The organism is Litorivivens sp. (assembly GCF_041625495.1).
In the GTDB taxonomy this organism is placed as follows: Bacteria; Pseudomonadota; Gammaproteobacteria; order Pseudomonadales; family Spongiibacteraceae; genus Litorivivens.
Window position 1 is genome coordinate 22,830 of the sequence record NZ_JBFJTH010000010.1, and the last position, 21,288, is coordinate 44,117.

At 55.2% G+C, this 21,288-nt stretch carries 21 protein-coding genes; 7 read left to right on the plus strand and 14 right to left on the minus strand.

Translation table 11 applies throughout. The annotated features are described in order from the left end of the window. Positions 1–79: 79 nt before the first annotated feature. A complete protein-coding gene (locus tag ABYP39_RS02205; RefSeq protein WP_372747517.1) occupies positions 80–1,204 on the minus strand; it encodes an NAD-dependent epimerase/dehydratase family protein in 1,125 nt (374 codons plus the stop codon). Further along, entirely contained in the window at positions 1,197–1,685 is a 489-nt protein-coding gene (locus tag ABYP39_RS02210; RefSeq protein WP_372747518.1) for a nuclear transport factor 2 family protein, read from the minus strand. Before ABYP39_RS02210 ends, ABYP39_RS02205 begins: the two co-directional genes overlap by 8 nt. 154 nt (positions 1,686–1,839) lie before the next feature. On the opposite strand from ABYP39_RS02210, the gene ABYP39_RS02215 reads away from it, so the two are divergent. Together ABYP39_RS02215 and ABYP39_RS02220 are read left to right on the plus strand one after the other, a co-directional pair. Next, on the plus strand, positions 1,840–4,233 hold the full coding sequence (locus ABYP39_RS02215) for a TonB-dependent receptor (protein ID WP_372780938.1): 2,394 nt from the start codon (positions 1,840–1,842) through the stop codon (positions 4,231–4,233). A 71-nt stretch (positions 4,234–4,304) separates the two neighbouring features. Then, complete coding sequence (locus ABYP39_RS02220; RefSeq protein WP_372747520.1) at positions 4,305–4,877, plus strand: TetR/AcrR family transcriptional regulator; 573 nt, start codon at positions 4,305–4,307, stop codon at positions 4,875–4,877. A gap of 8 nt (positions 4,878–4,885) precedes the next feature. Here the strand turns inward: ABYP39_RS02220 and ABYP39_RS02225 are convergent, their stop codons facing one another. The 4 genes from ABYP39_RS02225 to ABYP39_RS02240 all read right to left on the minus strand — a co-directional run bounded on the left by ABYP39_RS02225 (position 4,886) and on the right by ABYP39_RS02240 (position 8,727). Then, on the minus strand, positions 4,886–5,920 hold the full coding sequence (locus tag ABYP39_RS02225) for an aldo/keto reductase (protein WP_372780940.1): 1,035 nt from the start codon (positions 5,918–5,920) through the stop codon (positions 4,886–4,888). Positions 5,921–5,945: 25 nt separating this feature from the next. Continuing rightward, positions 5,946–6,929 (minus strand): enoyl-CoA hydratase/isomerase family protein, encoded by a 984-nt coding sequence (locus ABYP39_RS02230; protein ID WP_372747522.1) that lies wholly within the window; start codon positions 6,927–6,929, stop codon positions 5,946–5,948. Between the two features lie 125 nt (positions 6,930–7,054). Then, positions 7,055–8,101, minus strand: coding sequence for an aldo/keto reductase (locus ABYP39_RS02235; protein ID WP_372758474.1), 1,047 nt, complete (start codon positions 8,099–8,101; stop codon positions 7,055–7,057). After that, positions 8,098–8,727 carry a TetR/AcrR family transcriptional regulator gene (locus ABYP39_RS02240; RefSeq protein WP_372747524.1) on the minus strand — a complete coding sequence of 210 codons (630 nt, stop codon included), beginning with the start codon at positions 8,725–8,727 and terminating at the stop codon, positions 8,098–8,100. The genes ABYP39_RS02235 and ABYP39_RS02240 overlap by 4 nt, the downstream gene beginning before the upstream one ends. A 192-nt stretch (positions 8,728–8,919) precedes the next feature. On the opposite strand from ABYP39_RS02240, the gene ABYP39_RS02245 reads away from it, so the two are divergent. Both ABYP39_RS02245 and ABYP39_RS02250 read left to right on the plus strand, forming a co-directional pair. Next, positions 8,920–9,366, plus strand: a complete 447-nt coding sequence (locus tag ABYP39_RS02245; RefSeq protein WP_372747525.1) for a VOC family protein — start codon at positions 8,920–8,922, stop codon at positions 9,364–9,366. Positions 9,367–9,384: 18 nt separating this feature from the next. After that, positions 9,385–10,254 carry an LLM class F420-dependent oxidoreductase gene (locus ABYP39_RS02250; protein ID WP_372758475.1) on the plus strand — a complete coding sequence of 290 codons (870 nt, stop codon included), beginning with the start codon at positions 9,385–9,387 and terminating at the stop codon, positions 10,252–10,254. Positions 10,255–10,259: 5 nt separating this feature from the next. Here the strand turns inward: ABYP39_RS02250 and ABYP39_RS02255 are convergent, their stop codons facing one another. From ABYP39_RS02255 to ABYP39_RS02290, 8 genes are all read right to left on the minus strand, one after another. Beyond that, on the minus strand, positions 10,260–11,555 hold the full coding sequence (locus tag ABYP39_RS02255; protein ID WP_372780942.1) for a hypothetical protein: 1,296 nt from the start codon (positions 11,553–11,555) through the stop codon (positions 10,260–10,262). A gap of 143 nt (positions 11,556–11,698) precedes the next feature. Continuing rightward, positions 11,699–13,024, minus strand: a complete 1,326-nt coding sequence (locus ABYP39_RS02260; protein WP_372749794.1) for an amidohydrolase family protein — start codon at positions 13,022–13,024, stop codon at positions 11,699–11,701. Positions 13,025–13,122: 98 nt separating this feature from the next. Beyond that, the gene (locus tag ABYP39_RS02265) at positions 13,123–13,836 is read right to left on the minus strand and encodes a DUF2889 domain-containing protein (RefSeq protein ID WP_372749795.1); all 714 of its coding nucleotides are present in this window, start codon (positions 13,834–13,836) and stop codon (positions 13,123–13,125) included. Then, positions 13,836–15,002: a thiolase family protein gene (locus ABYP39_RS02270; protein ID WP_372780944.1), complete on the minus strand. Its 1,167-nt coding sequence runs from the start codon at positions 15,000–15,002 to the stop codon at positions 13,836–13,838. Before ABYP39_RS02270 ends, ABYP39_RS02265 begins: the two co-directional genes overlap by 1 nt. Further along, positions 14,999–15,397, minus strand: coding sequence for a Zn-ribbon domain-containing OB-fold protein (locus ABYP39_RS02275; protein WP_372780946.1), 399 nt, complete (start codon positions 15,395–15,397; stop codon positions 14,999–15,001). The genes ABYP39_RS02270 and ABYP39_RS02275 overlap by 4 nt, the downstream gene beginning before the upstream one ends. A 3-nt stretch (positions 15,398–15,400) precedes the next feature. Next, entirely contained in the window at positions 15,401–16,657 is a 1,257-nt protein-coding gene (locus ABYP39_RS02280; RefSeq protein ID WP_372780948.1) for a cytochrome P450, read from the minus strand. 86 nt (positions 16,658–16,743) lie between these two features. Next, positions 16,744–17,568 carry a coniferyl-alcohol dehydrogenase gene (locus tag ABYP39_RS02285; protein ID WP_372780950.1) on the minus strand — a complete coding sequence of 275 codons (825 nt, stop codon included), beginning with the start codon at positions 17,566–17,568 and terminating at the stop codon, positions 16,744–16,746. A 37-nt stretch (positions 17,569–17,605) separates the two neighbouring features. Beyond that, positions 17,606–17,809 (minus strand): ferredoxin, encoded by a 204-nt coding sequence (locus tag ABYP39_RS02290; RefSeq protein WP_372749362.1) that lies wholly within the window; start codon positions 17,807–17,809, stop codon positions 17,606–17,608. A 206-nt stretch (positions 17,810–18,015) separates the two neighbouring features. Here ABYP39_RS02290 and ABYP39_RS02295 point away from each other — a divergent pair, with 206 nt between their 5' ends. The 3 genes from ABYP39_RS02295 (at position 18,016) to ABYP39_RS02305 (ending at position 21,288) form a co-directional block, all read left to right on the plus strand. Beyond that, positions 18,016–18,777 carry a hypothetical protein gene (locus ABYP39_RS02295; RefSeq protein ID WP_372780952.1) on the plus strand — a complete coding sequence of 254 codons (762 nt, stop codon included), beginning with the start codon at positions 18,016–18,018 and terminating at the stop codon, positions 18,775–18,777. Positions 18,778–18,879: 102 nt separating this feature from the next. Beyond that, on the plus strand, positions 18,880–19,614 hold the full coding sequence (locus ABYP39_RS02300) for an SDR family oxidoreductase (protein WP_372749360.1): 735 nt from the start codon (positions 18,880–18,882) through the stop codon (positions 19,612–19,614). Positions 19,615–19,632: 18 nt separating this feature from the next. Continuing rightward, positions 19,633–21,288, plus strand: a complete 1,656-nt coding sequence (locus ABYP39_RS02305) for an FAD-dependent oxidoreductase (protein ID WP_372759529.1) — start codon at positions 19,633–19,635, stop codon at positions 21,286–21,288.

Genomic DNA, 21,288 nt, shown 5'->3' on the forward strand with positions numbered 1-21,288 from the left:
AGGCACATGCAATCTTCACTGTGGTTTTATCAATGTGCCGGGAGCGGGCACTGCCCGCAAAAATCGCAAAATGGTATCTTCAGAGACTGCGTAATCTTGCCGCCGCGTCCTCCACCAGCACTTCTTCACCGTAAGTTTCAGCAATCAACCGCCAAGGATCTGCATATCTACCCCGGTTTTCTTTCTTTTTCTGAACACTCAGATTCAGGCGCATCACAGCACGCAGCAGCGGGCTGACTAATCGAATGAAAAACCGGACAGGTCTCGGCAAACCGTCCGCCACCCAGGCACGGGTTTCATCCCAGTTATGCTGCTGAAAATTCAGCGTTGCCTGCGCCTGACGAGTGTCGTACCAGTCGGTAAAGCTCCAGCCGTACTCGTCATCCGGATCCCCCGGCAGGCTCGCACCCTCTCCAAGCCGCCCAATTCCGATGGCCGCCATCATGTCATCCTCTATCTCGCGCTGGGTCTTGAGATAGCTGTCATTACCGCCTATCAGAAATACGCGATCGCGTTTCTCTGCCGGCAGTTCGATGGCGTTGGCAAACGCCAGGGCAGCATCGCGGGCATCAACGCCGTGCACCCGCGTGTCACCGGGAGTTGCACGAGTCAGCAACAGATACTCACCTTTCATGTTGCCGAGACCATCCGGCGACAGCACTCCGGCCAGCCGCAGAACTGCATATGGCAGGCCCGACTGAATCACCAGATTTTCCGAATCCACTTTATCCCGTCCATAACATTCAACAGGCTTGACCGGCGTAGAGTCATCTACACCGTGCGGATGCAGAAAGGGATTGCGAGAGCCGTAAACTGCTGAGCTCGAGGCATAGGCAAACAGCGGCTGCTTGCCGCTTTGCACAGCCGCCTCCAGCAAATGACGGGTGGCATCAACATTGACCCGACGTGCCAGCGACGGGTTCAGATAGCAAGGCGGCGAGCAAATCGCTGCCAGATGAATTACGGCGTCCGGACAATAATGGCGAAATAGCGTGTCAACCGCCCCACGATCAAGCAGATCAGCAAAGGCGACAACCAGGTTATCATGGGCAGACTGCCGCTCCGCCGCGATACTCTCCGTTTTCGAATTGCGCAGCTCTACCGCTATAACGCGATAATTGCGCGCCAGAAGAATATCGAGACAGCGCTTGCCCACCTGACCAAATGCGCCACTGAGCAGAACCGTTTTCAGCGCCTCAGGCATTGATCTTCCTCAACAGCCAGTTGCGAAACCAATTGGCGATATAGATGGCAAACAACCCGTTGAAATAATCCTCGCGCAGACGGGTCAGCTTCGAATATTTTATTTTCCAGAGGCCGTCCACTTTTTCATAGCACTCATGGTAATGACCATAGCCTTTCATGTTCAAACCAAAACCAAATCGAACCACATCTTCCAGCGCCCAGACACCGGTTGCCGTGGTAGGGGAAGTCAGTTCGATCTCTGGACCATGTATCTGATGCACTGTTGCACGGGTGGGTTTGCCGAGAGCCTTTCTGACAAAAGCGACAAAATCATCTGCACCGACAATTTCCTTGCCCCCGGAATCGGCAGTGTCGCTGTGAAAATCGTCAGCAAAAAGCTCGCGCCATCGCTCCCAATCCTTAGCATCGAGCAGTCGACAGTACCGCGCCTTAAGCTGCTTGATAGATTCGATTTCCAGTAGTTTTTCAGCGTTATCCATTATCTGACTACCCTTTCCCGCAGACCAACAGGTTATTTTACGAACAAAACATTGACTATCTTATGAAACTGATGGTTTCATAACTAAAGTACACAATAATTCTTACCGGGTAAAGCGCCCTGCCGCGCTGCACCGCTAAACAACGAGCCATGTAATGAACGCCTTGCTATCCCCCCGCCTGTTGATTGCCCTGCCCATGCTCTATCTCTCGTCAGCCCCATGGGCACAGAGCGAAAGCACCAGCCGCGGCCCAGTGATTGAAGAAGTATTTGTCACCGCCCAGCGCAAGGCTGAACAGATTCAGGACGTTCCGATTTCCATGTCGGCACTAGACGGTGAATTTCTGCGGGATCAGGGTATATCCGATCTGCAGGATGTTGCGCTGTATGTACCCAATGTCAGGGTGGACTTTGCCGGGAATTACATACAACCCCGAGTACGAGGCATTGCAACCAATACAGTGGTAAACCGCGGGCTGGCATTGCCTGTTGGGATCGTCATCGACGAGGTGCCTTACTCGCGTGCCGACTATTTTGCTGCAGGCCTGTTTGATCTGCAGCGAGTGGAAGTTCTGCGCGGCCCTCAGGGGCAACTCTTTGGTGCCAACACCACCGTAGGGCTGATGAACATCACCACGCGCGACCCGAGCGAGGATACCATGCTCGATCTGAGCGCCGAAGGTGGCGAATACGAGCGAAGGCGTTATGAGGCAGCGCTCGGCGGCCCACTGATAGCGGACCGGATGAATGCCCGAATTGCCTGGCTCAAAGAGGAGTACGGCAATTACATGAAGAACACAACTGCGCTGACCAACCCCGAGGCGGATGAAGGCTTTGGTGAGCGCTCACGAGAGTCCTGGCGACTGAAGCTTGCCTTCCCCGACGTCTGGGGCGGCGACATTATGCTGAGCTATCAACACGACGACAGCCACTTTGGCGGCTCCCCCCGAGAAATAGTTTTTGGCCATGAACGCTGGGAAGAGCAATTGCGCGCTGCCGATCCGAATGTCGATGTCACCCCTGACAATTTAATCGGCTCCGTCGACAGCCCGAACTATCGCGATGCGGAGACAGACACGCTGGCACTCAAGGGCAGTTTCTATCTCGGCGAGTGGACGATAAATCTCATCGCCGGTTACTCGGAGCTTGAGTCCATAACCTTTGCCGACTCCGACAATTCCCCCCTGCCTGCCAACACGGTGGAAATTGACGAGGCCAGCAAACAGGACACCGCCGAGATCCGTCTGGGCTCCCCAAACCTCGACGGCTTTCTTGGCCTGGATTCACTGTTTGGCTTACCTCTCGGTAACAGCGATTTCACCGCCGGTGTGTTTTACCAGCGTCGCGACCAGAAGCCCACCAATGCAATCACCCGACTGAATGCACCACTGACAGTAACGCTCACTGGCCTCAGCTCATTACCGGGCTTTTTCCCGATTCCGGGTGTGTTGCCACCAGACAAGTGGGAATCCTTTACCGCCAATTTTGAACAGGAAGCGCGGGAGCAGGCGGTGTTCGGCCAGTTCAACTGGTACTTTCTGGATCGCTGGACCCTGTTTGCCGGCTTGCGAGTCAGCGAAATTCGCAAGGACGCCGTTTGGGTGCAAACCATCGAGTCAGAGGACGGCGCCTGTTGCATCATAGAGAATCTGGTGTCCTCCTTTAATGGCGCCGAAAGCAATACCGAGCAATACCGCGCCCCCAAAGTCGGCCTTAAATTTGACTGGACCGATGACGTCAATTTCTACGCTACCTGGGCCGAAGGTTTTCAACCCGGCGGCTTCAACAACTTCAGTAATTCTGACTCAGTGGAAGCGCGTACCGTAGAGCCGGCCTATGTAGATGCCTGGGAGGCCGGCAGCAAAATGCGTCTGTTAGACGGCGCCGCTGAACTGAATATCGGCGTCTTTCTGATGAACATGAAAGATTTCCAGCTGTTCACCACCGCCAATGAAGACGGCGGGTTCATTCCCATCGCCCAGGTCACAAATGTCGGCGAACTGGAAGTTAAAGGGCTGGAGCTGGATTTCACGTGGCTGCCCAATCACTGGCTGAGCCTTCGCGGCTCGCTGGGGTACAACGATTCGGAGTATATCGATTTCCCCATTGCAACCTGCTTCACTGACAATGCCAACAGCGACGGCGATGACGAAGCGCGCTGCGACCTGACGGGCCAGCAGCTGACCCAGGCTCCGGAGTGGGAAGCCAGCTTTACACCTTCGATTCATCTCCCCATGGCACGGCTGACCAACGTCGCGCTGTTCCGAAATCTCGATCTGCGCGCTGGGCTAGGCGTTCAGTTCACTGACGAGCGGTTCCTTCATGAATCCAATGATCCTCGCCACATTCAACCGGCCTATACGCTAGTCAGTGCCTCGCTGGGCATACATCACGCCACCGCCAACTGGTCGATCGGGGTACGCGTGGAAAACGCAACGGACGAACGCTACGCCAACACGGGTATTGAAGCGATCCCGGCTGCGGGCCTGGGGGTTCGCGCGCCCAATCCGCCGCGCACCGTGATCGGCAGTTTCCGCTGGTCGTTCTGAGCCGCCGACTGGCAATGTCGAGACGACATGACTATGCTCCGCAATTTTCACAGACAACAGACAAGGCGCGCATGAGTACTAAAACCTACCGCCCACACTTTGCGTCTGCCAGTGATGCACGCGTTTTACGCACGCGCGAAGCCTTGCGCGCTGCGATGCTGGAATTGCTGGAAAGCCAACCGCTGGAGCAGATCACCATCCCCCTGCTGGCCGCTCGAGCCGGCATTGGACGCACCACTTTTTTCCGGCACTACCCGTCAAAGGACGCGCTTCTGGACGATGTGGCCACCGATGCCATACGCGACCTGATTGAACTCACGCTGCAGGGCGCTAATGGCAACGATGCGGAGTTGGGCCCACTACTGTTATGTCGCTATGTGGCCAAACACCGCCAGCTGTGGAAAGCACTCCTAACCGGGGGAGCAGCCGGCGCCGTGCGTGATGAATTCGTGCGCGTTGCTCGCGAAGTTGCCGCCAAAGCGCCGACCCGGTCATCATGGGTGCCCAACGAAGCCTCCATCGTTATTATTTCCAGCAGCACGATCGCGCTGCTGACCTGGTGGCTGGAACAAGACAGACCAATCTCTGCAAAGCGTGTGGCCAGCATTATGGAACAGACCATTCTCGCACCGCACTTTGCCTGAACCGTCCCTCAGACCGGCGGGGGATTCAGGCGTCGGTAACTGCGATCCGACCAATAGGCATAGTACGGGTACGGCGGCGTCACCGCGCTGGCCTTGTCCAGACGCTGCAACTGATCATCGCTCAACGACCAGCCAACGGCACCCAGATTATCCTGCAGCTGACTCTCGTTACGGGCACCGAGAATTACCGTCGCAACGGTCGGCCGCGTCAACAGCCAGGCTAGGGCAATCTGGGGGATGCTTCTGCCGGTTTCACCGGCAATTTCCTGCAGCAGATCCACCACGTTGTAGAGCTTTTCTTCGTTCACCGGCAGCCCCCAATGTGCGACCGTGTCCAGACGACTTCCCGCCGGCGCTGACTGATGGCGGCTAACCTTGCCGGTAAGACGCCCCCAGCCCAGCGGGCTCCAGACCATGGCACTCACACCCTGATCTTGGGCTAACGGCATCAACTCCCACTCGTAGTCGCGCCCCACCAGCGAGTAATGCACCTGATGGGACAAATAACGGGGCCAGCCGTTTTTATCTGAGCTAGCCAGTGATTTCATCAACTGCCAGCCAGAAAAATTTGACGCGCCGACATGGCGCACCTTGCCTGACTGCACAAGCGAATCGAATGCGGCAAGCACTTCATCGATGGGTGCGGACGCATCAAAACCATGCAGCTGCAGCAGATCGATGCGGTCGGTCTGCAATCGGTTCAGCGCTTTTTCCACAGCAGCCACAATCCTTTGGCCGGATGTGCCGCTGTCAGCCACACCATCGCCCAGTGGCAAGCCCATCTTGGTGGCGATCAATGCCCTGTCGCGACGCCCTTTTAACGCAGCCCCCAGAATCTCTTCGGCAGCGCCCTCGGAATACACATCCGCAGAGTCAAACAGGTTCGCGCCGGCGTCTAGACAGATATCAATCATCCGCCGCGCTTCGATCGCGTTCAGTTTTCCCCATGCCGAGAAAAAGCGGCCCTTGCCACCGAAGGTGCTAGTCCCGAAGCTCAGTACCGGTACTTGAAGCCCGGAACTGCCTAGCGTGCGGTATTCCATGCCGAGGTTTCCTCAGGTCCAGCCCTCAGTCTTTTTTCGCACGGCCGCCGTAGCTCAATCGCCACTCCGGTGGGTAGTTTAGATCGTTGTCTTTGACGATATTATTCAGCCCCTTGCCGAAAACATCGTCGCCGAGTTGAACATCATCCTGCCGGTCATTAGTCATCATCGGCAACATACCTTCGACAAAGCCTGTCATCAGGCTGCCCATGTACTCACCGCGATACTGTTTGTACATTTCCAGGAACGTCTTCTGCACCTGTATCGTGTCAGTAGGGCGTGTGCGGGCGCAGGCTTCAGCGTATTTGGCGGTTTCTGCTTCCAGCTTTTCGAGCGGTACAACACTGTTTATAAAATCGCACTCTTTCATTTCCTGCGCGGTAAACGGTCGCCCCGTAAACCACATTTCAGAGAACTTACGCACACCCATCATTTCGATCCAGGTCCACAGGCGCGGCCCCCAGCCCACATAACGAAAGGCAGGGTGTCCAAATAGAGCCTCTTCCGAAGAAACAACCAGATCGGCGTCGCCAGCCTGATAAAAGTGCCAACCGTAACAGTAGCCTTTAGCCTCGATAATGCTGATCTTCTTGAATTCCTGCAGCGGGCGATTGCCGGCTCGGGCTTTGGCGTAGTGATCCGTCAAACCGTGCAAAAAACGATAGGAACCTTTTGGTGGATAGCGCACATCTTCCTTGTTACTGATGCCGAATTCATGCAGCAGCGACACATCTTCTTCGGAGGCTGACAGCATATCGTCCTGCTCCGGCAAATCACCACCCGCCCCAAAGTGCTTGCCTTCACCCCGGAGTACCAGCACTTTTACATCGTCATCTATATTCGCTTGATGCACCAGATCAGCATATAACTGACGCATACCAATGGTGGTTGAGTTCTGTTTGTCAGGCCGGGCAAAGGTGAGCGTGGCGATTTTGGTGCTTTTGTCCTTGTCGTAGCGAATGTACTGTCGGGCCTCTTCCTTCAAAGCGTCGATTTCTTTCTCTTTCATCACAAGTCTCCTGCTAGTGTTATCACCCTGAAGGGCAAGTTAATGCACGTGTTCAGACTAGTACGTTTGCGCTGAATTGATCCCGACAGTTAGTGCGGCTTTCTCTACCAGCGACGCAAAAAACTTCAGCGGCGCGGTTCTACCTTGATGCCGCCAAACATGATCTCGGCGGGGCCGGTATCGATCATGTTATGCGGAAAACACATCTCCACCGCACTCACGTCGTGCAGTTTCGCCAAATGCGCTGCAGAAAACGACACGTCCAAGGCCCCGAGGTTATCGGCAAATTGCTCGAAGGTACGGGCGCCGATTATCGGTGAGGTAACCGCAGTGTTTTGCAACGTCCAGGCAAGTGCCACCTGTGACGCAGTGCAGTCAAGCTCATCGGCAATAGCGGCTACGACCTCGGCAATATCCAGCGCCTGTTCGGTCAAACGGCCGGTCGCCAGATTAATGTCCTTGCGCGAACCGCCACCCCCAGGTTTAGCCTTGAGATCATCGCGCGAATATTTACCGCTCAATACACCACCGGCCAGCGGTGACCAGGGCAATACACCCAGACCCATTTCCCGAGCCATGGGCATAAACTCGCGCTCGACGGTGCGCTCAGTGAGATTGTAAGGAACCTGCAGTGCCACCAGCGGCGACCAGCCGCGCAGATCGGCCACCGCCTGCATACGCGAGATCTGCCATGCCGGCGTATCGGAAATACCGGCATAAAGGATTTTTCCAGCCCGCACCAAATCGTCAAAAGCGCGAAGAATTTCTTCCACCGGCGTACGGTTGTCCCACAAATGCAAATACAGCAAATCAATATAGTCGCTCTGCAAGCGACGCAAGCTGTCTTCCACCGCCTGAACCATATTTTTGCGCTGATTGCCGCAGGCGTTAGGATCGCCCTTACGCATGGTGAGACTGTACTTGGTGGCAACGACCATCTGTTGGCGCCGCGCTGACACCAACTTGCCAACCATGGCCTCCGATTCACCGCTGGCGTAAAAATTGGCCGTGTCGATAAAGTTGCCACCCAGCTCCATGTAAAGATTGAGCATCTGTTCGGCTTCGTCGAGGTTGGTACCCCAGCCAGGCATGCCAAAGGTCATGGTACCCAGCGACAATGGCGACACCCGCAATCCGGATCGCCCCAGCAGGCGATAGTCATCAAGTTTCATGTTGTATCCTTCACAAGCGTCGTTCCACCGTGAGCAAGCATCCGACTTAACTGTCTGGCGACGCACTGCTGATCAACGGTTCGACCGGTCATGGCGCTATCCATCGCCACCGCAAAAAACATCCCGAAACTGGCAAGCTGCACCAGTCGCGGCTCAAGATCATCGGCGACAAAATCTTTCATTGCCTCCGCCTGAGCTTCCAGCGCCGGCGCGATATGTTCACAGTACAACTTGCTGCCAAGGGTCTGATCAGAAAAAAGCGCCTGAACAAGCAACGGAAAACTGTCGGCTACGCTGCCTAGATGCTCGCCGACTGCTTGTTCAAGCCGGCGAGAGAAAACCTCGGGGGAATCAGCCTGTGCATAGTGCCCGGCACGTTTGCGTGCGCCCGCCATCAACTCAACCAGCGGCTCAACCACCGCCTGCATAAACAGCTCTTCCTTGGACGAGAAGTGTTCAAATAGGGTGGCCTGATTAACCCCGGCCGCCTGAGCCAATTCACGTGTACGCGAACCTCTAAGACCAGACTGAGCAAAGACCGCGCGACTCGATTCCAGAATCCGACGCCGCCGCTCCGTGGCCGGAAGATACTGCCGTTTTTTCTGATGCGGTATTGCGCGAGTCACGTTAGGCAATCCTGTCGTTATCAGCCCGTTGGATAAGGTTATCCAGCCTACGCCTCTCACCTCACCACTTCCAACCAACTGGTTGGTTGTAGACGAACAGAGAATTGACTCGCGCCGCACTCATACAATTGCTTTAACGCGAAACACGACCTAGAGTGAGGCCTATAACAACAGCAACTAGGCAATCCCGTCATGAGCGATGACCTCAAATCAGCCCTCAATCTGCCACCCATCGACCAGGTGGGCTTTGTGGTCAGCGACCTGAACGAGGCGATAGCGCGCTATACGCCTCTGTTCGGTGAATTTACGGTGATGGACGCACCCGACATGGAGTGGGATTATCGCGGCCAGCAGGAAACCAGCTCACTAAAACTCGCCTTCGCTCGCAGCGGAGAAGTGGAAATTGAGCTGATCCAGTGGCTGTCTGGCAAGACTCCGCACAAAGAGTTTCTGGACCAAGGGCGAGAGGGTCTGCACCACGTACGTTTTCCGGTCATAGACCTGGAACAGCGCGTGCAAGAAGCAGCCAAACTGGACTATCACGCCATCTGGTACAAGCGTTTTTCCGACACGGTAGCCGCCGCCTATCTGGAACGGGCAGGTGACCCCCTGATAGTCGAATTCTTTGAAAACACCTGAGTGAAGGATCTAGAAACTATGCGATTCTGGCAGCCCATCACTTGGGCAGAAACAGATCAACTCATCGAGATTGCCCGATTCGCCGAAGAAGTCGGCTTTTATGGTGTTATGACCGGCGATCATGCGCTTTACCCGCAACGTATGGAAGCCGCCTACCCCTATTCCAGCAGCGGTTATCCCCCGCAAACGGCAGACTCGGAATATCCGGATCAGTGGGCACTGTTTGGCGCGATGGCCGCAGCCACCCGCACCCTGCGATTTACCTGCGGTGTCTATGTGCTGCCGCTGCGAAACCCCATTGAAGTAGCCAAGGCCTGTGCGACACTCGACATCCTCAGCGAAGGCCGCTTTATCCTTGGCGCTGGCGCCGGCTGGATGCGCGAGGAATTTGACATTTACGGCGTCGACTTCAAAACCCGGGGCAAGCGACTCGACGAAAGTCTGCAGGTTATTCAAGCGCTTTGGAAACCGGAAATGGTAGAGTTTCACGGTGAGTTTTTCGACTTTCCACCGATTCAATTGGCGCCAGCTCCCAGGCACGGCATTCCCATTTACATAGGCGGCGCCAACAAATTGGCCCTGAAACGCGCGGCCCGTTTTGGCGACGGCTGGATTGGTACCGGCAATCACCCTGACGAAGTGGCAGGCATCATAAGCGAGTTGCAAACTTTGCGTGCCGAGGTCGGGCGCGACGACCAGCCCTTCGATACGCTTATTGGCCTGACGGCCTCACTTGAGCCGGAAACGTTTCAACGACTGGCGGAGACGGGAATGACCTCAGGGCTGAACATGCCCTTTGAATACGGACTTGGCCGCGGCTCCTCCCTGGATCAGAAAAAGCATTTTATGGAAGCCTTCGCCGAACGAATCATTCGTCGCGTGAACTGACTGCGCTATACGCAACCGTGCTCAAGGCTGTGCATCAACGCGTTCATGTCGGTGCGCTCCCAAAGATTCAGAAAGGCCGTCAATATCAGCAGCTGGGAACGCACTTGCTCATTTGAGGTTATCAGAGCATCGCGCGGACTTTTGGCTTTGGCAAGTTCCGGCTGCGCCGCCAGCATGGTTTTCGGGGAATCGAGCATCCAGGCCAGCCCCATCATGGCCACATTCAGGGTTAGGTGCCGCAAGAGCGTTTTCCGACACAATAATGGACCGCCGCAGCTTTCAAATTCACTGATAAATAGCGTCAGTAAATCGTCAAAATGCTCATTCCAAATGGGCAGCTCTGCGGCACTGAGGCAGCCCCACAGCGCAACCGCTACATTCATCTGGCTAACGTTGCCCCAATCCATAAGTCCGCAGGTCAACTCGCCACTGGCGTTGCGCCAGAACCAGGCATTGTCCACGTGGGCGTTCCAGTGGCACAAGGCGACCATCTCCGGCCGACTTTGCAGGACCGTGATAACCCTGCTTGAAAGTGACTGAAAGCGCGGCGCTTCATCGCGCAGACGCGCAAAGAAAGTCTCCGTTCCTAAGGCGCCGGGGAACAGCTGCGGGTTTTCGGTGGCCAGTTGGATATAGTCATCCACCCGCTCGCCAATCTGCGCTGGCGTATACGGTGCGCGGGCGCTTACGGTGAGTTTGGTGGGATCGAAGGGAAACGAGCGCTCAACAGTATTACCCAGTCGACCGGCTTTATGACTGCCAGCCAGTCTCGCCAAGGCACGGATCAGTGCCTGATAATGGCCAAGCTGATCGGGCATTTCGTGATCGAGCCCTTTTTCATATTGCGGTTCAACGCCATCCATCCCAAAGGGAATACATTGAGTTATCAGAATTCCCGTACCGGTTTGGACATGAAAATCGGCGAAATAGCATGCCGGCACAACTACCGGGAAATCAGGGAGTTGTGATAACAGAGCAAATCGCACTTCCAACTCCATCTGCACTTTGGCGGCATCTCGACGCCTATTGTCGAAATCTCGGGAGAATTTGACGAACAGGTTGTTATGCAGATTGGGTTCAGGGCGTTTGTAGTCGACAACCAGCAGCGTTTTTCGGCCTGTGCTGCCGCCGCTGACTTCACGCGCGTTATTAATACACGATACAGCATTGTTTTCTGACAACATTCCAGAGGCGCGAAATGCACGCGTAAGAAATGCAGCACCGCCTGCGATAAGCGCGTCTGCGTGAGCCGGAAAGTCCAGTCCTAGCGCGTCGCCGCGCACCCAATCGACTTTGGTCATTGCCAGTTCACTTTTCCATCGTTCTCACGCTGCCCCAAAAACTCGCCCCCGCTTAACAGCCGCACGAAACTTCCATGCCCATCCGAATTTTCAATAAAAAAAAGGCCCCAACAATGTCGGAGCCTTTTCTATTTCACCGGCAGTTAGCCAGCTTTTTTCTTCTCACCTTCTTGGGCGTGGTGAGCAAACATTTTCGCCAGATCACCGGACGTTATACGACGGGTTTCCGCCTCATCTGTCGGGCGGTCACCCGGCATGGATTTCGGTGTAGTATCAACCCCATCTGCCTTGGCTTTCGCACGCAGTGCACCAACCGTCAGGTCTTCCTTCTTATTGAACTTAAACAAATCAAAGTTAAACCAGTTGATCGCGTTCAGGTGGGTAATTTTGTCGATCTGAACGTTTGTCAGGTGCTTGCACTGCTCCCACAAAAAGTCCGGGCATTCAGGCCACAGCGTATCGGAATGCGGATAGTCACACTCGTATGCCACCAGATCTTCATTCAGCTCATCGAGATTTTTCAGACCGTAAGCATCGTCGATAAAACACAGCATGAAGTGTTTCTTGAAGCGCTCGCTCGGCAACATGCCACCGAAGTGGTTGCGGGTCCAATACTTGTGACGCGAATGGGCGAAGTCCGCGCGCTCCAGGAAGTAAGGCACCCAGCCGATGCTGGCTTCTGACAGGGCGATTTTCAGATCATACTTGTGCAGAGCTTCCAAGTGCAGCCAGTCAGCGGCGCCCACAGAACTCGATAGCGGCATGGTGGTGATCCACGCTTCAATTGGCGTTTCCATGGAGGCGTGCGGCACCGGGTTCCCTGCACCGATGTGCAGACACATCACAAAATCGTGCTCGGCAATCGCCTTCCACATCGGCTCCCAGTACGCGTTATGAACGCTCGGCAAACCTTGCTTGGTGGGGTTTTCGTTGAGGGAAACTGCGGTGCAGCCTTTGGCCGCCAAACGCTTTATCTCGGCAACGGTCGCATTCATATCCCAGGTCGGCAGAATGGCGCAAGGAATAAAACGGCCTGGGTAAGCACCGCACCACTCATCCACATGCCAGTCGTTGTAAGCTCGCAGATGTTTCAAAGCCAGATCTTTATCAGGCGCCAGATGGAATTTCCCACCGTCAAAGCCCACTACGGTACCAAAGTTCAGTGAGGCGGCTACGCCGTTTACATTCATATCGTCGATACGTTTGTGCACGTTGTAAACGCCTTCACGCATCTGCTCCAACGAGTTCGGTTCCATACCGTACTCTTCCTTCGGACGACCGACGACAGCGTTCAAACCGACAGATGGCATAAACATGCCCTGATAGGTCCAGAAGGCTTTGCCTTTTTCGTCAGTACCGAATTTCGGGGCAGTGGCCAGATCATCGCCAGACAAGTGCTTGTCGAACATATCCGGCGGCTCAGTGATATGATCATCCACACTGATGATTACCATATCGTTCTTTTCCATAACATCCTCCTGTCGGCGATTACACATTTGCCGGTTTCTTACAGTTTAGATAAAACTTGGCAGACAAGTTTCGCTGTACTACGCATTCACGTATCGATTTACCAAGCAGGCTCGAACTTATCGAGGGGCTGCTCGCTCCCTTCACTAAAATCTTTAATTTCACCCACCCGTTTTGCCACTTGCTTACGCTCGGGCTGAAAGGTGTAGCAACTGGGCGGCATTTTGCTCGCATCCGATTGATTTTCCAGCGGAATCGTTCGCCCATTGGCGAGCATATTGCCCCACTGCAGCAGTTTCGCCGGCTCCTGCAACTCAGCTGCCAGCGACGCTATCCAGGGCTTGAGCTTATCGAGCCTCAAACCCGCTGCGCCTGCTGGCTCCTGCAAAACAAAACCTTTTTCTACCCACCACAACACGCAATCGCCGTTGCGCCGCACTTCAGCCCGGCGTTCATTCGCGAGCGGATCAGACACCAGAATGTCGTATACCAATGGCTGATCATCGTTAGCGTGAGCAGCGGCCAGCAGAGCCAGGTCATACAAATGCGTACAGTTACTGCGCTTGTCACTGCGGCGACCAAAATCTGCCAATGCTTCGCCGACAAATGTCTGGCGAACTTTTGCCTCAGCGCCAGGACATGTGGTCCATGGCGCACGACGCATATCCGCCTCCATACCGCGAACTATGGTGCCGTCGTGGTGAACAACCACACTCATGCAGTGAAAATCGTCTTCCACTTCGCACTGAATTTTCCCAGCACCTGGCGTAATACGAAAACGCCGTCGAAACCCGGGCAATTCATCCAGTAACACTAATCTCTCGCCAGCAGCAGCGCGGTGGCCAACGGACCACCACCCGACGTTGCAATAGCGACCTTCGGGTCATTGGCAATCTGACGCTCACCACCGTTGCCACGCAGCTGCAACACCGCTTCGTGAGCAAAGCCAAATCCATGGAACCGGCCCGCTGCTATTTGCCCACCAAAGGTATTCATTGGCAGTTCACCATCGAGCGCAATACGCTGACCGCCTTCAATAAATTTGCCACCCTCACCCACTTCACAAAAACCGAGGGCTTCCAACCAAGTCACCGCAAGAAAGCTGAAGCCGTCATAAAGCTGCACGGTATCCACGTCAGAAGGTTTGTAATCAGTGCGCTGCCAAAGGTCGCGTCCCGTATCATAGGAGGCCATCCACTCGGGTTGATCCCAACTGTGGCGGTCCACACTGCCTGCCATAGCCGCAATGCGAATCGGCGTACATTTCACCTCGTCCAGCGCATCGCCAGCAGACACAATGAGCACCGTAGAGGCATCGGTGTACTGGTCGCAGTCAAACAGACACAGCGGATCGGCGATCATGCGCGCAGACAAATAATCCTCCATGCTCAGTGGCTTGCCATGCATCAGCGCCTTGGGGTTTAACTGGGCGTTCTTGCGGTCGTTCAGGGCAACCTGCGCCAACTGCTCGCGGGTCATACCATATTTTTTTACATGGCGGTTGGCGTACTGCGCTACCCACACAGCAGCTGAAAGAGCGTTAAACGGTGCAGTCCACTGACTCATGCCGTCAACACGGTCTCGGCGCGGCATAGGGTATTCGTCAGGTCTGGCCATGGCCGCCGCTTCATACACAGTGCGATAACAGATGATGTGTCTGGCTTGGCCCGATTTAATAGCGCCAACAGCCGCCACCAGCGCGCCGAGCTGTGACGAAACTTCTCCACCACCGGAATACCATGTGGCTTTGATGCCAAGGGCATCAATCAGCTCATCCGAACCCACCGGCGAAAAACCCAGCATTTGCGGCACCCGACCGGGATAGGTGGCGACGCCGTCGATCTGGTCAATGCTCAAGCCCGCTTCGCCCAGCGCTTCCTTGACCGCATCCACCGTCAGTAACAGAGGATGGCGCTCGAGCTTCTTACCAACATCCGATTGTCCAATACCAGTGATATAGGCTTCTAATGCTTTGCTCATGCCTTCACCTTCTCAAACAGCGGAATGTAAACATCATCCTGATGCTCAAAGGTCACTTGTACCTTGTTACCAAATTCAATCTCGTTTACCTCACAGCCGACCACGTTGCTGGTGATGATTACACCCGGCGCATCATCCAGCGCAATACGCGCCACGATGAAGGGTACTTCCATAGCCGGGTGCCACTTCTGATGATTAACTGTGAAGGTATCTACGGTGCCGATGCCCGACACGGCTTTGGCTTTGACGTTGTCAGACAGGCAGTGGCGACACACCGGGCGCGGCGGATGAATATAACCGTCGCAATCTTCGCAGTGCATGATGCGAAGTTCGCCCTGTTCACCACCGGTCCAGAAATCTCGGTTGATAGCATCAAGTTTCGGTAGCGGTCGCACGCGTTAAACCTCCCACACCAGGTTCAGGGTTTCGACACCGATCACGTTACCGCAATGGAAAGTGGGCGGCTTGGTGGCGTCTAATTTGAACTGGGGTATCGCTGCCAGCAGTTCTTCATACACCACCTGCAGCTCTACCCTCGCAAGATGCGACCCCAGGCAGCGATGAGGGCCGGCGTTAAAAGCGATATGCGGTTTGCTGCGATCCAACTTGTACTGTTCCGGATGTTCGTACTCAGCGCCGTCAAGGTCGGCACCAGGCAGGAACATGACTGCGCGCTCGTCTTTTTTCATTTCAACGCCCTGAAACACGATATCGCGATCGACTCGGCGCGGCGGTATGGTAAAGGTATAGCGCCGCAGAAGTTCTTCTGTGGCGTCTTTGATGAGCTCAGGCGCGACACGCAATTTGGCCTGCAGCGCCTGATCCATCGCCAGGTGACGTACACCGTGACCTATACCCTGCATCACAGTATCGAGCCCTGCGATAAACAGCAGCACACCGTAGTTTTCCTGATCTTCCAGAGTGATAGGCTGGCCGTCGATTTCGACCTCCCACAACATGCTGATAATGTCATCCTGAGGATTGTCTTTGCGCGCAAGAATGGTTGGGCGCATCGCTGCCGCCACATCCTGCATTGAGGTCAAGCTGTCCATAGGATTAGACGAACCGATCGCATCGAGGTGTTCGCGGGTCAGCTTGCGGTATTCGGCCAGTCTTTCCAGCGGCAAACCCAGCATCTTTAGAAACACCTGTACCGGCAGCGGCTCAGACAGGGCGTTCATCAGCTCGCATTCACCTTTGTCTACAAACTGGCTGATAAGCTTCCGAGCTAGTTCGCGGATACTCTCGCGCAACCCTTCAATAACTTTGGGGGAAAATACGCGCTGCAATGGCTGGCGGTATTTGGTGTGATCCGGCGGGTCAAGATTGATCGGCACCGCCATCGGGATTCGACCTAGTTCTTTTTCAAGCTCGCCAAAAATTGCATCCATCTGCTCACGCGGATAGATTTCATTGGAAAAGGTTTCTACATCTCGGGCAGCTTCAAAATTTGCCTGATGTCCAAACAATACCCAGTGACCATTGTTGCGTGGCGTCCAGAAAATGGGCGGCGCGTTGCGATGAATGTCCATAATCCGCTCGTGGGGATTGGCCACCAACGCCGGATCGCGATACATATCGAAGTCGAACACCAACGACTCCGGAATGTGATCCGGCTTCGCGACTGTGTCACTCAGTACTGCGTCAGTTGCCATTGGGCATCCTTATCACTTTAATCTGCCGCCCGAAATCTGCTCGCCTAAGCCGCCGAAACCACGGGCTTTTACGGCTACCACGAGACCTACTTGCCGGGGCCTGCCTGAACCGTCATGGCAGAAAGATCTATCTGACCAGTCATCATGCCGCCCATAAAACCACCATCTACGGGTAAGGCGAGACCGTTCAGGTAACTGGCACGCTCGCTGTTCAGGAAAATCAGTGGTGCCGCTTGTTCTTCAGGCGTAGAACGGCGGTCTATGGGCTGGATAAAGCACTGGAGTACAGCGTCGTCGGTGGCCGCTTCAAAGTGGCTCATCATCGGCGTCTGGGTCGGGCCGGGCAGCGTGCAGTTGATACGAATGCCTTTCTTGATAAGCTGCGCGCCCATAAACATGGTCCAAACGCATACGGCTTCTTTAGAGAAGGCATAGCCCTCACCAACCTGGTCCATATTGTCTTCGCACCATTTTACCGCTGCATCGAAACCCTGATTGGCGATAAAGCCCATATGCTCAGCGATTTTTCGGCTGTATCCCAAACCGCCATTCGAAGAAATGGTCGCAATGCGCGAACCCTCAGACATCAGCGGCAGCACTTTTTCTGTCAGGTGGCGCATGCCGATAAAATTAACTTTCATCACGTCCATGGCCGGTGCGGTCTGTGGCAGACCGGCGCAGTTAAAAAGCGCATCTATTTTGCCACCTACCTTTTCTACCGCTGCATCGATGGTCGCAGGATCACGCAGGTCAACAATATTAAAAGAAGCCAACTCCAGATCGGTTTCCTTGAAATCGAAACCGTGTACTTCTGCGCCCAGCTCAACCAGTTGTTTGGCGGTAGCCGCGCCCATACCTGAGAAGCAGCCACTGACAATGACGCGCTTACCTTTGTATCCCAAATAATCCATCGTCTTTCCTCTTTATTAGTCTGGCGTGAAGCGCGGGCTACTCAGCGTCGTCTTCAACGATTGTGATAATACGTTCTGGGCAGGAACGCGCACCGCGACGGGCCAGCTGCTCCATACCCTCAGGCACGTCGATTTCCTCAACGGCGATGTAGCCATCGTCGTCCAACTCAAACAGCACTTCGGAGATTGCTGCGCAGCGGGCATTGCCCACGCAAGCCGACTTGTCGATACGGATTTTCATGATTAAAAACTCCTAATTTCTTGCGGCTGGCCAAGCCTTCGCAGTTTGAGCTATTATACATCAGTGCTGTCCAATAGCAACACGGAAGGGCACCCCTGAACAGGAGGCACTATGCCTATAAAAAACATAGGCTTAGCGCATTTTTTGCGGCCCGCAATCGAGCCTCAAAACACCTTGACTAACAACATGTAACGGGTGATAAGAACATGGCTTTGTACACCACAATCCACCTTCATAACGTGCCTGAAGGGCGCGAATCCGATTACGCCAAATGGTTTGACGGGGAGCATCGGCAGGAGCTGAAACGCCTGCGAGGCTATAAAGGCAGCGAGCGTCATGAGGTGGCCGATGCCCAGATCATGCCCGACATACTCCAGCCTTGGCGCTTTGCGACGGTCTACGATTTTGAGTCCGACACTCCCGAGATAGACATCCCCGCACTGGGCCCGCTGCTGGCCAATCAGCGCGATGCCGGCCTGATCGCCAATGACACCGCCGAGCGCATCTACACTTATAAACTTTACGGCGACTGGAAGTTCAGCCCCAACCACCAGCCGGACCAACCCTTCTCCGGTGTCAGCATTTTGCTGGGCAACTACGTTGCCGGCCATTTCGACGAGTACCAGACCTGGTACGAAAACGTACACAGCGTAGAAGTAATCAACGTGCCAGGCCATGTGGGAATGAAACGCGGCCAGCTAGCGGAAGTTCAGGTGGAACCGAAACACTACTGCCCTGGCGACCAGCTGGTGTTGTGCGCCCACCAGAGCGACGATTTGATGTTTACCATTCGCGACTTCAGCGCGCGGGCCCGCGGAGTAAGCCCCAGCGGTATTGCCATGGAGCCACGCTCCAATACCGGCTCCTTTGCACGCACGGTGCACTATTTCAACAAGATCAGCGGCGACCGATTCTGGCCGGGCGGCATTGCCTATGCCGGAGATCTGTCGGTGTACGACGAGCAATGATTCGCTGGCAGGGCCAGCTCCCACAACACATGCAGGCAGCAAGCCCCTGCGTGTGGGAGCAAGCCTTGCTCGCGAACAATCTAACTACGGGAGCCAGATAACATGTCCAAAACCATCGTAATTACCGGCGCAGGTGTCGGCCTAGGTCGGGCATTGGCTCGCCGCTTTGCCAACGAGGGCGACCACGTCGTGCTGCTCGGACGCACGTTTTCAAAAATTAAAGACGCAGCCGACGACATTGGTGATCGCGCGCTGGCGGTAAAATGTGATGTTGGCTCTCCCGACTCCGTGCGCGAGGCCTTTGCTGAAATCGCCAAAACCCATAAAACCATTGATGTACTGATTAACAACGCCGCTCTATTCGAGCCGTTCAAAATCGCCGATGCTACCGATGACCAGATCCTTAACGCTGTCATCACTAACCTTGCCGGACCGATGCTCTGTGTGCGCGAAGCCTTACCGCTGATGGTTAAAGGCAGCCACATTATCAATGTCACCAGCGAATCGGTAGACATGCACTTCCCCCACCTGTCGGTCTACCAGTCAACCAAGGCCGGGGTAGAACGCTTCTCGAAAAGCATGCATCAGGAGCTGGAAGGCGATGGCATCCGCGTTACCAACATTCGCGCCGGCCAAATGTTTGAAGAAGGCAAGACCTGGGATGTAGACCCGGAAGCCCGCAAGGCTTTCGGTATGGCCGCCATCGCCGCCGGCATTAATCTTCTTGAACGACCTATCTCACAGTTTGAATCGGTGACCGATGTGTTTCGCGCAGTGATTGACCTGCCGGCAGATTTGCACGTCGCAGCCATGAACCTGCACGCAAGATCGGCATAACAACCAAGAGAACAGGCGATGAACGAACATTTCGACTTTATAGTAGTTGGTAGTGGCGCCGGCTCCATGTGCGCGGCATTAAAGCTGCGCGCCGCCGGCAAATCGGTATTGGTGCTGGAGAAGACCGATCTCATCGGCGGCACGACCGCCACGTCCGGCGGTGTCATGTGGATCCCCAACAACCGCTACATGCAAACCGAAGGTATCCACGACTCACGGGAAGACGCAATCACCTATCTTGAACACGCGGTCGGCGACAGCGACGACACCCCCGGCGCGAGTCGTACGCGGCGCGAAGCCTATGTGGATCAGGCACCAGAAATGCTTGAGTTTCTGATCGGGCAAGGCTGCCAGTTTCGGCGTGTTCCTGAGTGGCCTGATTACTATCAGGTTCCCGGTTACTCCGAATCCGGGCGCACCGTGGTTTCCGAACTGTTCGATTTGAAAAAACTCGACAAGGAATGGCAAGCAAAACTACGCCCCGGGTTCATTCCAATTCCGGCCTATCTCGAAGAGGCCATGCAGCTGGGCAACATGAAACGTTCAAAAGCAGCAAAGAAAGCGTTCTTTCGAATGATCGGACGCACGCTGTGGAGCAAGCTGCGCGGCAAGAACCTGGTCACTGCCGGTCACGCCCTGCAAGGTCAACTGCTGCACGCTGCGCTGCAAGCAGGCGCCGAAGTCCGCGTAAACAGCAGCGTTAACACTTTCATTCTGGATAACGGCCGCGTGGTCGGCATTGTCGCCTCAAGCAACGGTCAGGCGGTAGAAATTGGCGCCTCGCTCGGCGTGCTGATCAACGCTGGCGGCTTTGCCCGAAACCAGGCGATGCTTGACGAATACATTCCGGGAGCACGCAGCGACTGGACTAACGCCAACCCGGGCGACACCGGCGAGGTTCTTCAGGAAGCCATGCGCATTGGCGCAGCGGTAGCGCAGATGGACGAGCGCGTTGGTTCACCCTGCACATTACCGCCCGGCGATGCAGCCCTCAAACCGGCGATGCAGGGAGATCTCTGCAAACCCCATAGCATGCTGATAGATCAGAGCGGCAAACGCTTCATGCGTGAAACCGTGTCCTATATGGCCCAGTCCAAAGCCATACTGGAACACAACAAGAATACACCGGCGATTCCCAGCTACCTGATTCTCGACAGCCAGTATCTGAATAAATTCATGCTCGCGGGCAGCATGCCCGGCAAGAAAAAACCCAAGGAATGGTTTGAATCTAACTTTCTACTGACAGGCGATACCCTCGAGGCACTCGCGCAGGCCTGCGGCATTGACCCGACCGCACTGAAATCATCAGTTGAACGTTTTAACGGCTTTGTCGACAAAGGTATCGATGAGGATTTCGGTCGCGGCAGCGAGGTTTATGATCGCTGGCTGGGTGACCGCCTCAGCGAAACTCATCCCTCACTGGGCCGCATCGAACAAGGCCCCTTCTATGCGCTGCGAATCTATCCTGGCGACCTCGGCACCTATGGCGGCCTAGTGACTGACGAGCACGCCCGTGTGCTGCGCGATGACGGGCAAGCCATTGATGGCCTGTACGCCACGGGCACATCTACCGCGTCAGTTATGGGGCGAATAACACCGGGGGCCGGCGGCAGTATCGGCCCGTCGATCACCTGGGCCTATGTTGCGGCAAAACACGCCGCCGCACAGGCTTGA

What these genes read in the sequence shown, in the direction of transcription:
- ABYP39_RS02295 (WP_372780952.1), top strand. Translation starts at nt 18,016, where the DNA reads ATGGCTTTGTACACCACAATCCACCTTCATAACGTGCCTGAAGGGCGC.
- ABYP39_RS02285 (WP_372780950.1), bottom strand. Translation starts at nt 17,568, where the DNA reads ATGGATTATTTGGGATACAAAGGTAAGCGCGTCATTGTCAGTGGCTGC.
- ABYP39_RS02245 (WP_372747525.1), top strand. Translation starts at nt 8,920, where the DNA reads ATGAGCGATGACCTCAAATCAGCCCTCAATCTGCCACCCATCGACCAG.
- ABYP39_RS02235 (WP_372758474.1), bottom strand. Translation starts at nt 8,101, where the DNA reads ATGAAACTTGATGACTATCGCCTGCTGGGGCGATCCGGATTGCGGGTG.
- ABYP39_RS02225 (WP_372780940.1), bottom strand. Translation starts at nt 5,920, where the DNA reads ATGGAATACCGCACGCTAGGCAGTTCCGGGCTTCAAGTACCGGTACTG.
- ABYP39_RS02305 (WP_372759529.1), top strand. Translation starts at nt 19,633, where the DNA reads ATGAACGAACATTTCGACTTTATAGTAGTTGGTAGTGGCGCCGGCTCC.
- ABYP39_RS02280 (WP_372780948.1), bottom strand. Translation starts at nt 16,657, where the DNA reads ATGGCAACTGACGCAGTACTGAGTGACACAGTCGCGAAGCCGGATCAC.
- ABYP39_RS02220 (WP_372747520.1), top strand. Translation starts at nt 4,305, where the DNA reads ATGAGTACTAAAACCTACCGCCCACACTTTGCGTCTGCCAGTGATGCA.
- ABYP39_RS02230 (WP_372747522.1), bottom strand. Translation starts at nt 6,929, where the DNA reads ATGAAAGAGAAAGAAATCGACGCTTTGAAGGAAGAGGCCCGACAGTAC.
- ABYP39_RS02250 (WP_372758475.1), top strand. Translation starts at nt 9,385, where the DNA reads ATGCGATTCTGGCAGCCCATCACTTGGGCAGAAACAGATCAACTCATC.
- ABYP39_RS02210 (WP_372747518.1), bottom strand. Translation starts at nt 1,685, where the DNA reads ATGGATAACGCTGAAAAACTACTGGAAATCGAATCTATCAAGCAGCTT.
- ABYP39_RS02215 (WP_372780938.1), top strand. Translation starts at nt 1,840, where the DNA reads ATGAACGCCTTGCTATCCCCCCGCCTGTTGATTGCCCTGCCCATGCTC.
- ABYP39_RS02270 (WP_372780944.1), bottom strand. Translation starts at nt 15,002, where the DNA reads ATGAGCAAAGCATTAGAAGCCTATATCACTGGTATTGGACAATCGGAT.
- ABYP39_RS02205 (WP_372747517.1), bottom strand. Translation starts at nt 1,204, where the DNA reads ATGCCTGAGGCGCTGAAAACGGTTCTGCTCAGTGGCGCATTTGGTCAG.
- ABYP39_RS02290 (WP_372749362.1), bottom strand. Translation starts at nt 17,809, where the DNA reads ATGAAAATCCGTATCGACAAGTCGGCTTGCGTGGGCAATGCCCGCTGC.
- ABYP39_RS02300 (WP_372749360.1), top strand. Translation starts at nt 18,880, where the DNA reads ATGTCCAAAACCATCGTAATTACCGGCGCAGGTGTCGGCCTAGGTCGG.
- ABYP39_RS02260 (WP_372749794.1), bottom strand. Translation starts at nt 13,024, where the DNA reads ATGGAAAAGAACGATATGGTAATCATCAGTGTGGATGATCATATCACT.
- ABYP39_RS02255 (WP_372780942.1), bottom strand. Translation starts at nt 11,555, where the DNA reads ATGACCAAAGTCGATTGGGTGCGCGGCGACGCGCTAGGACTGGACTTT.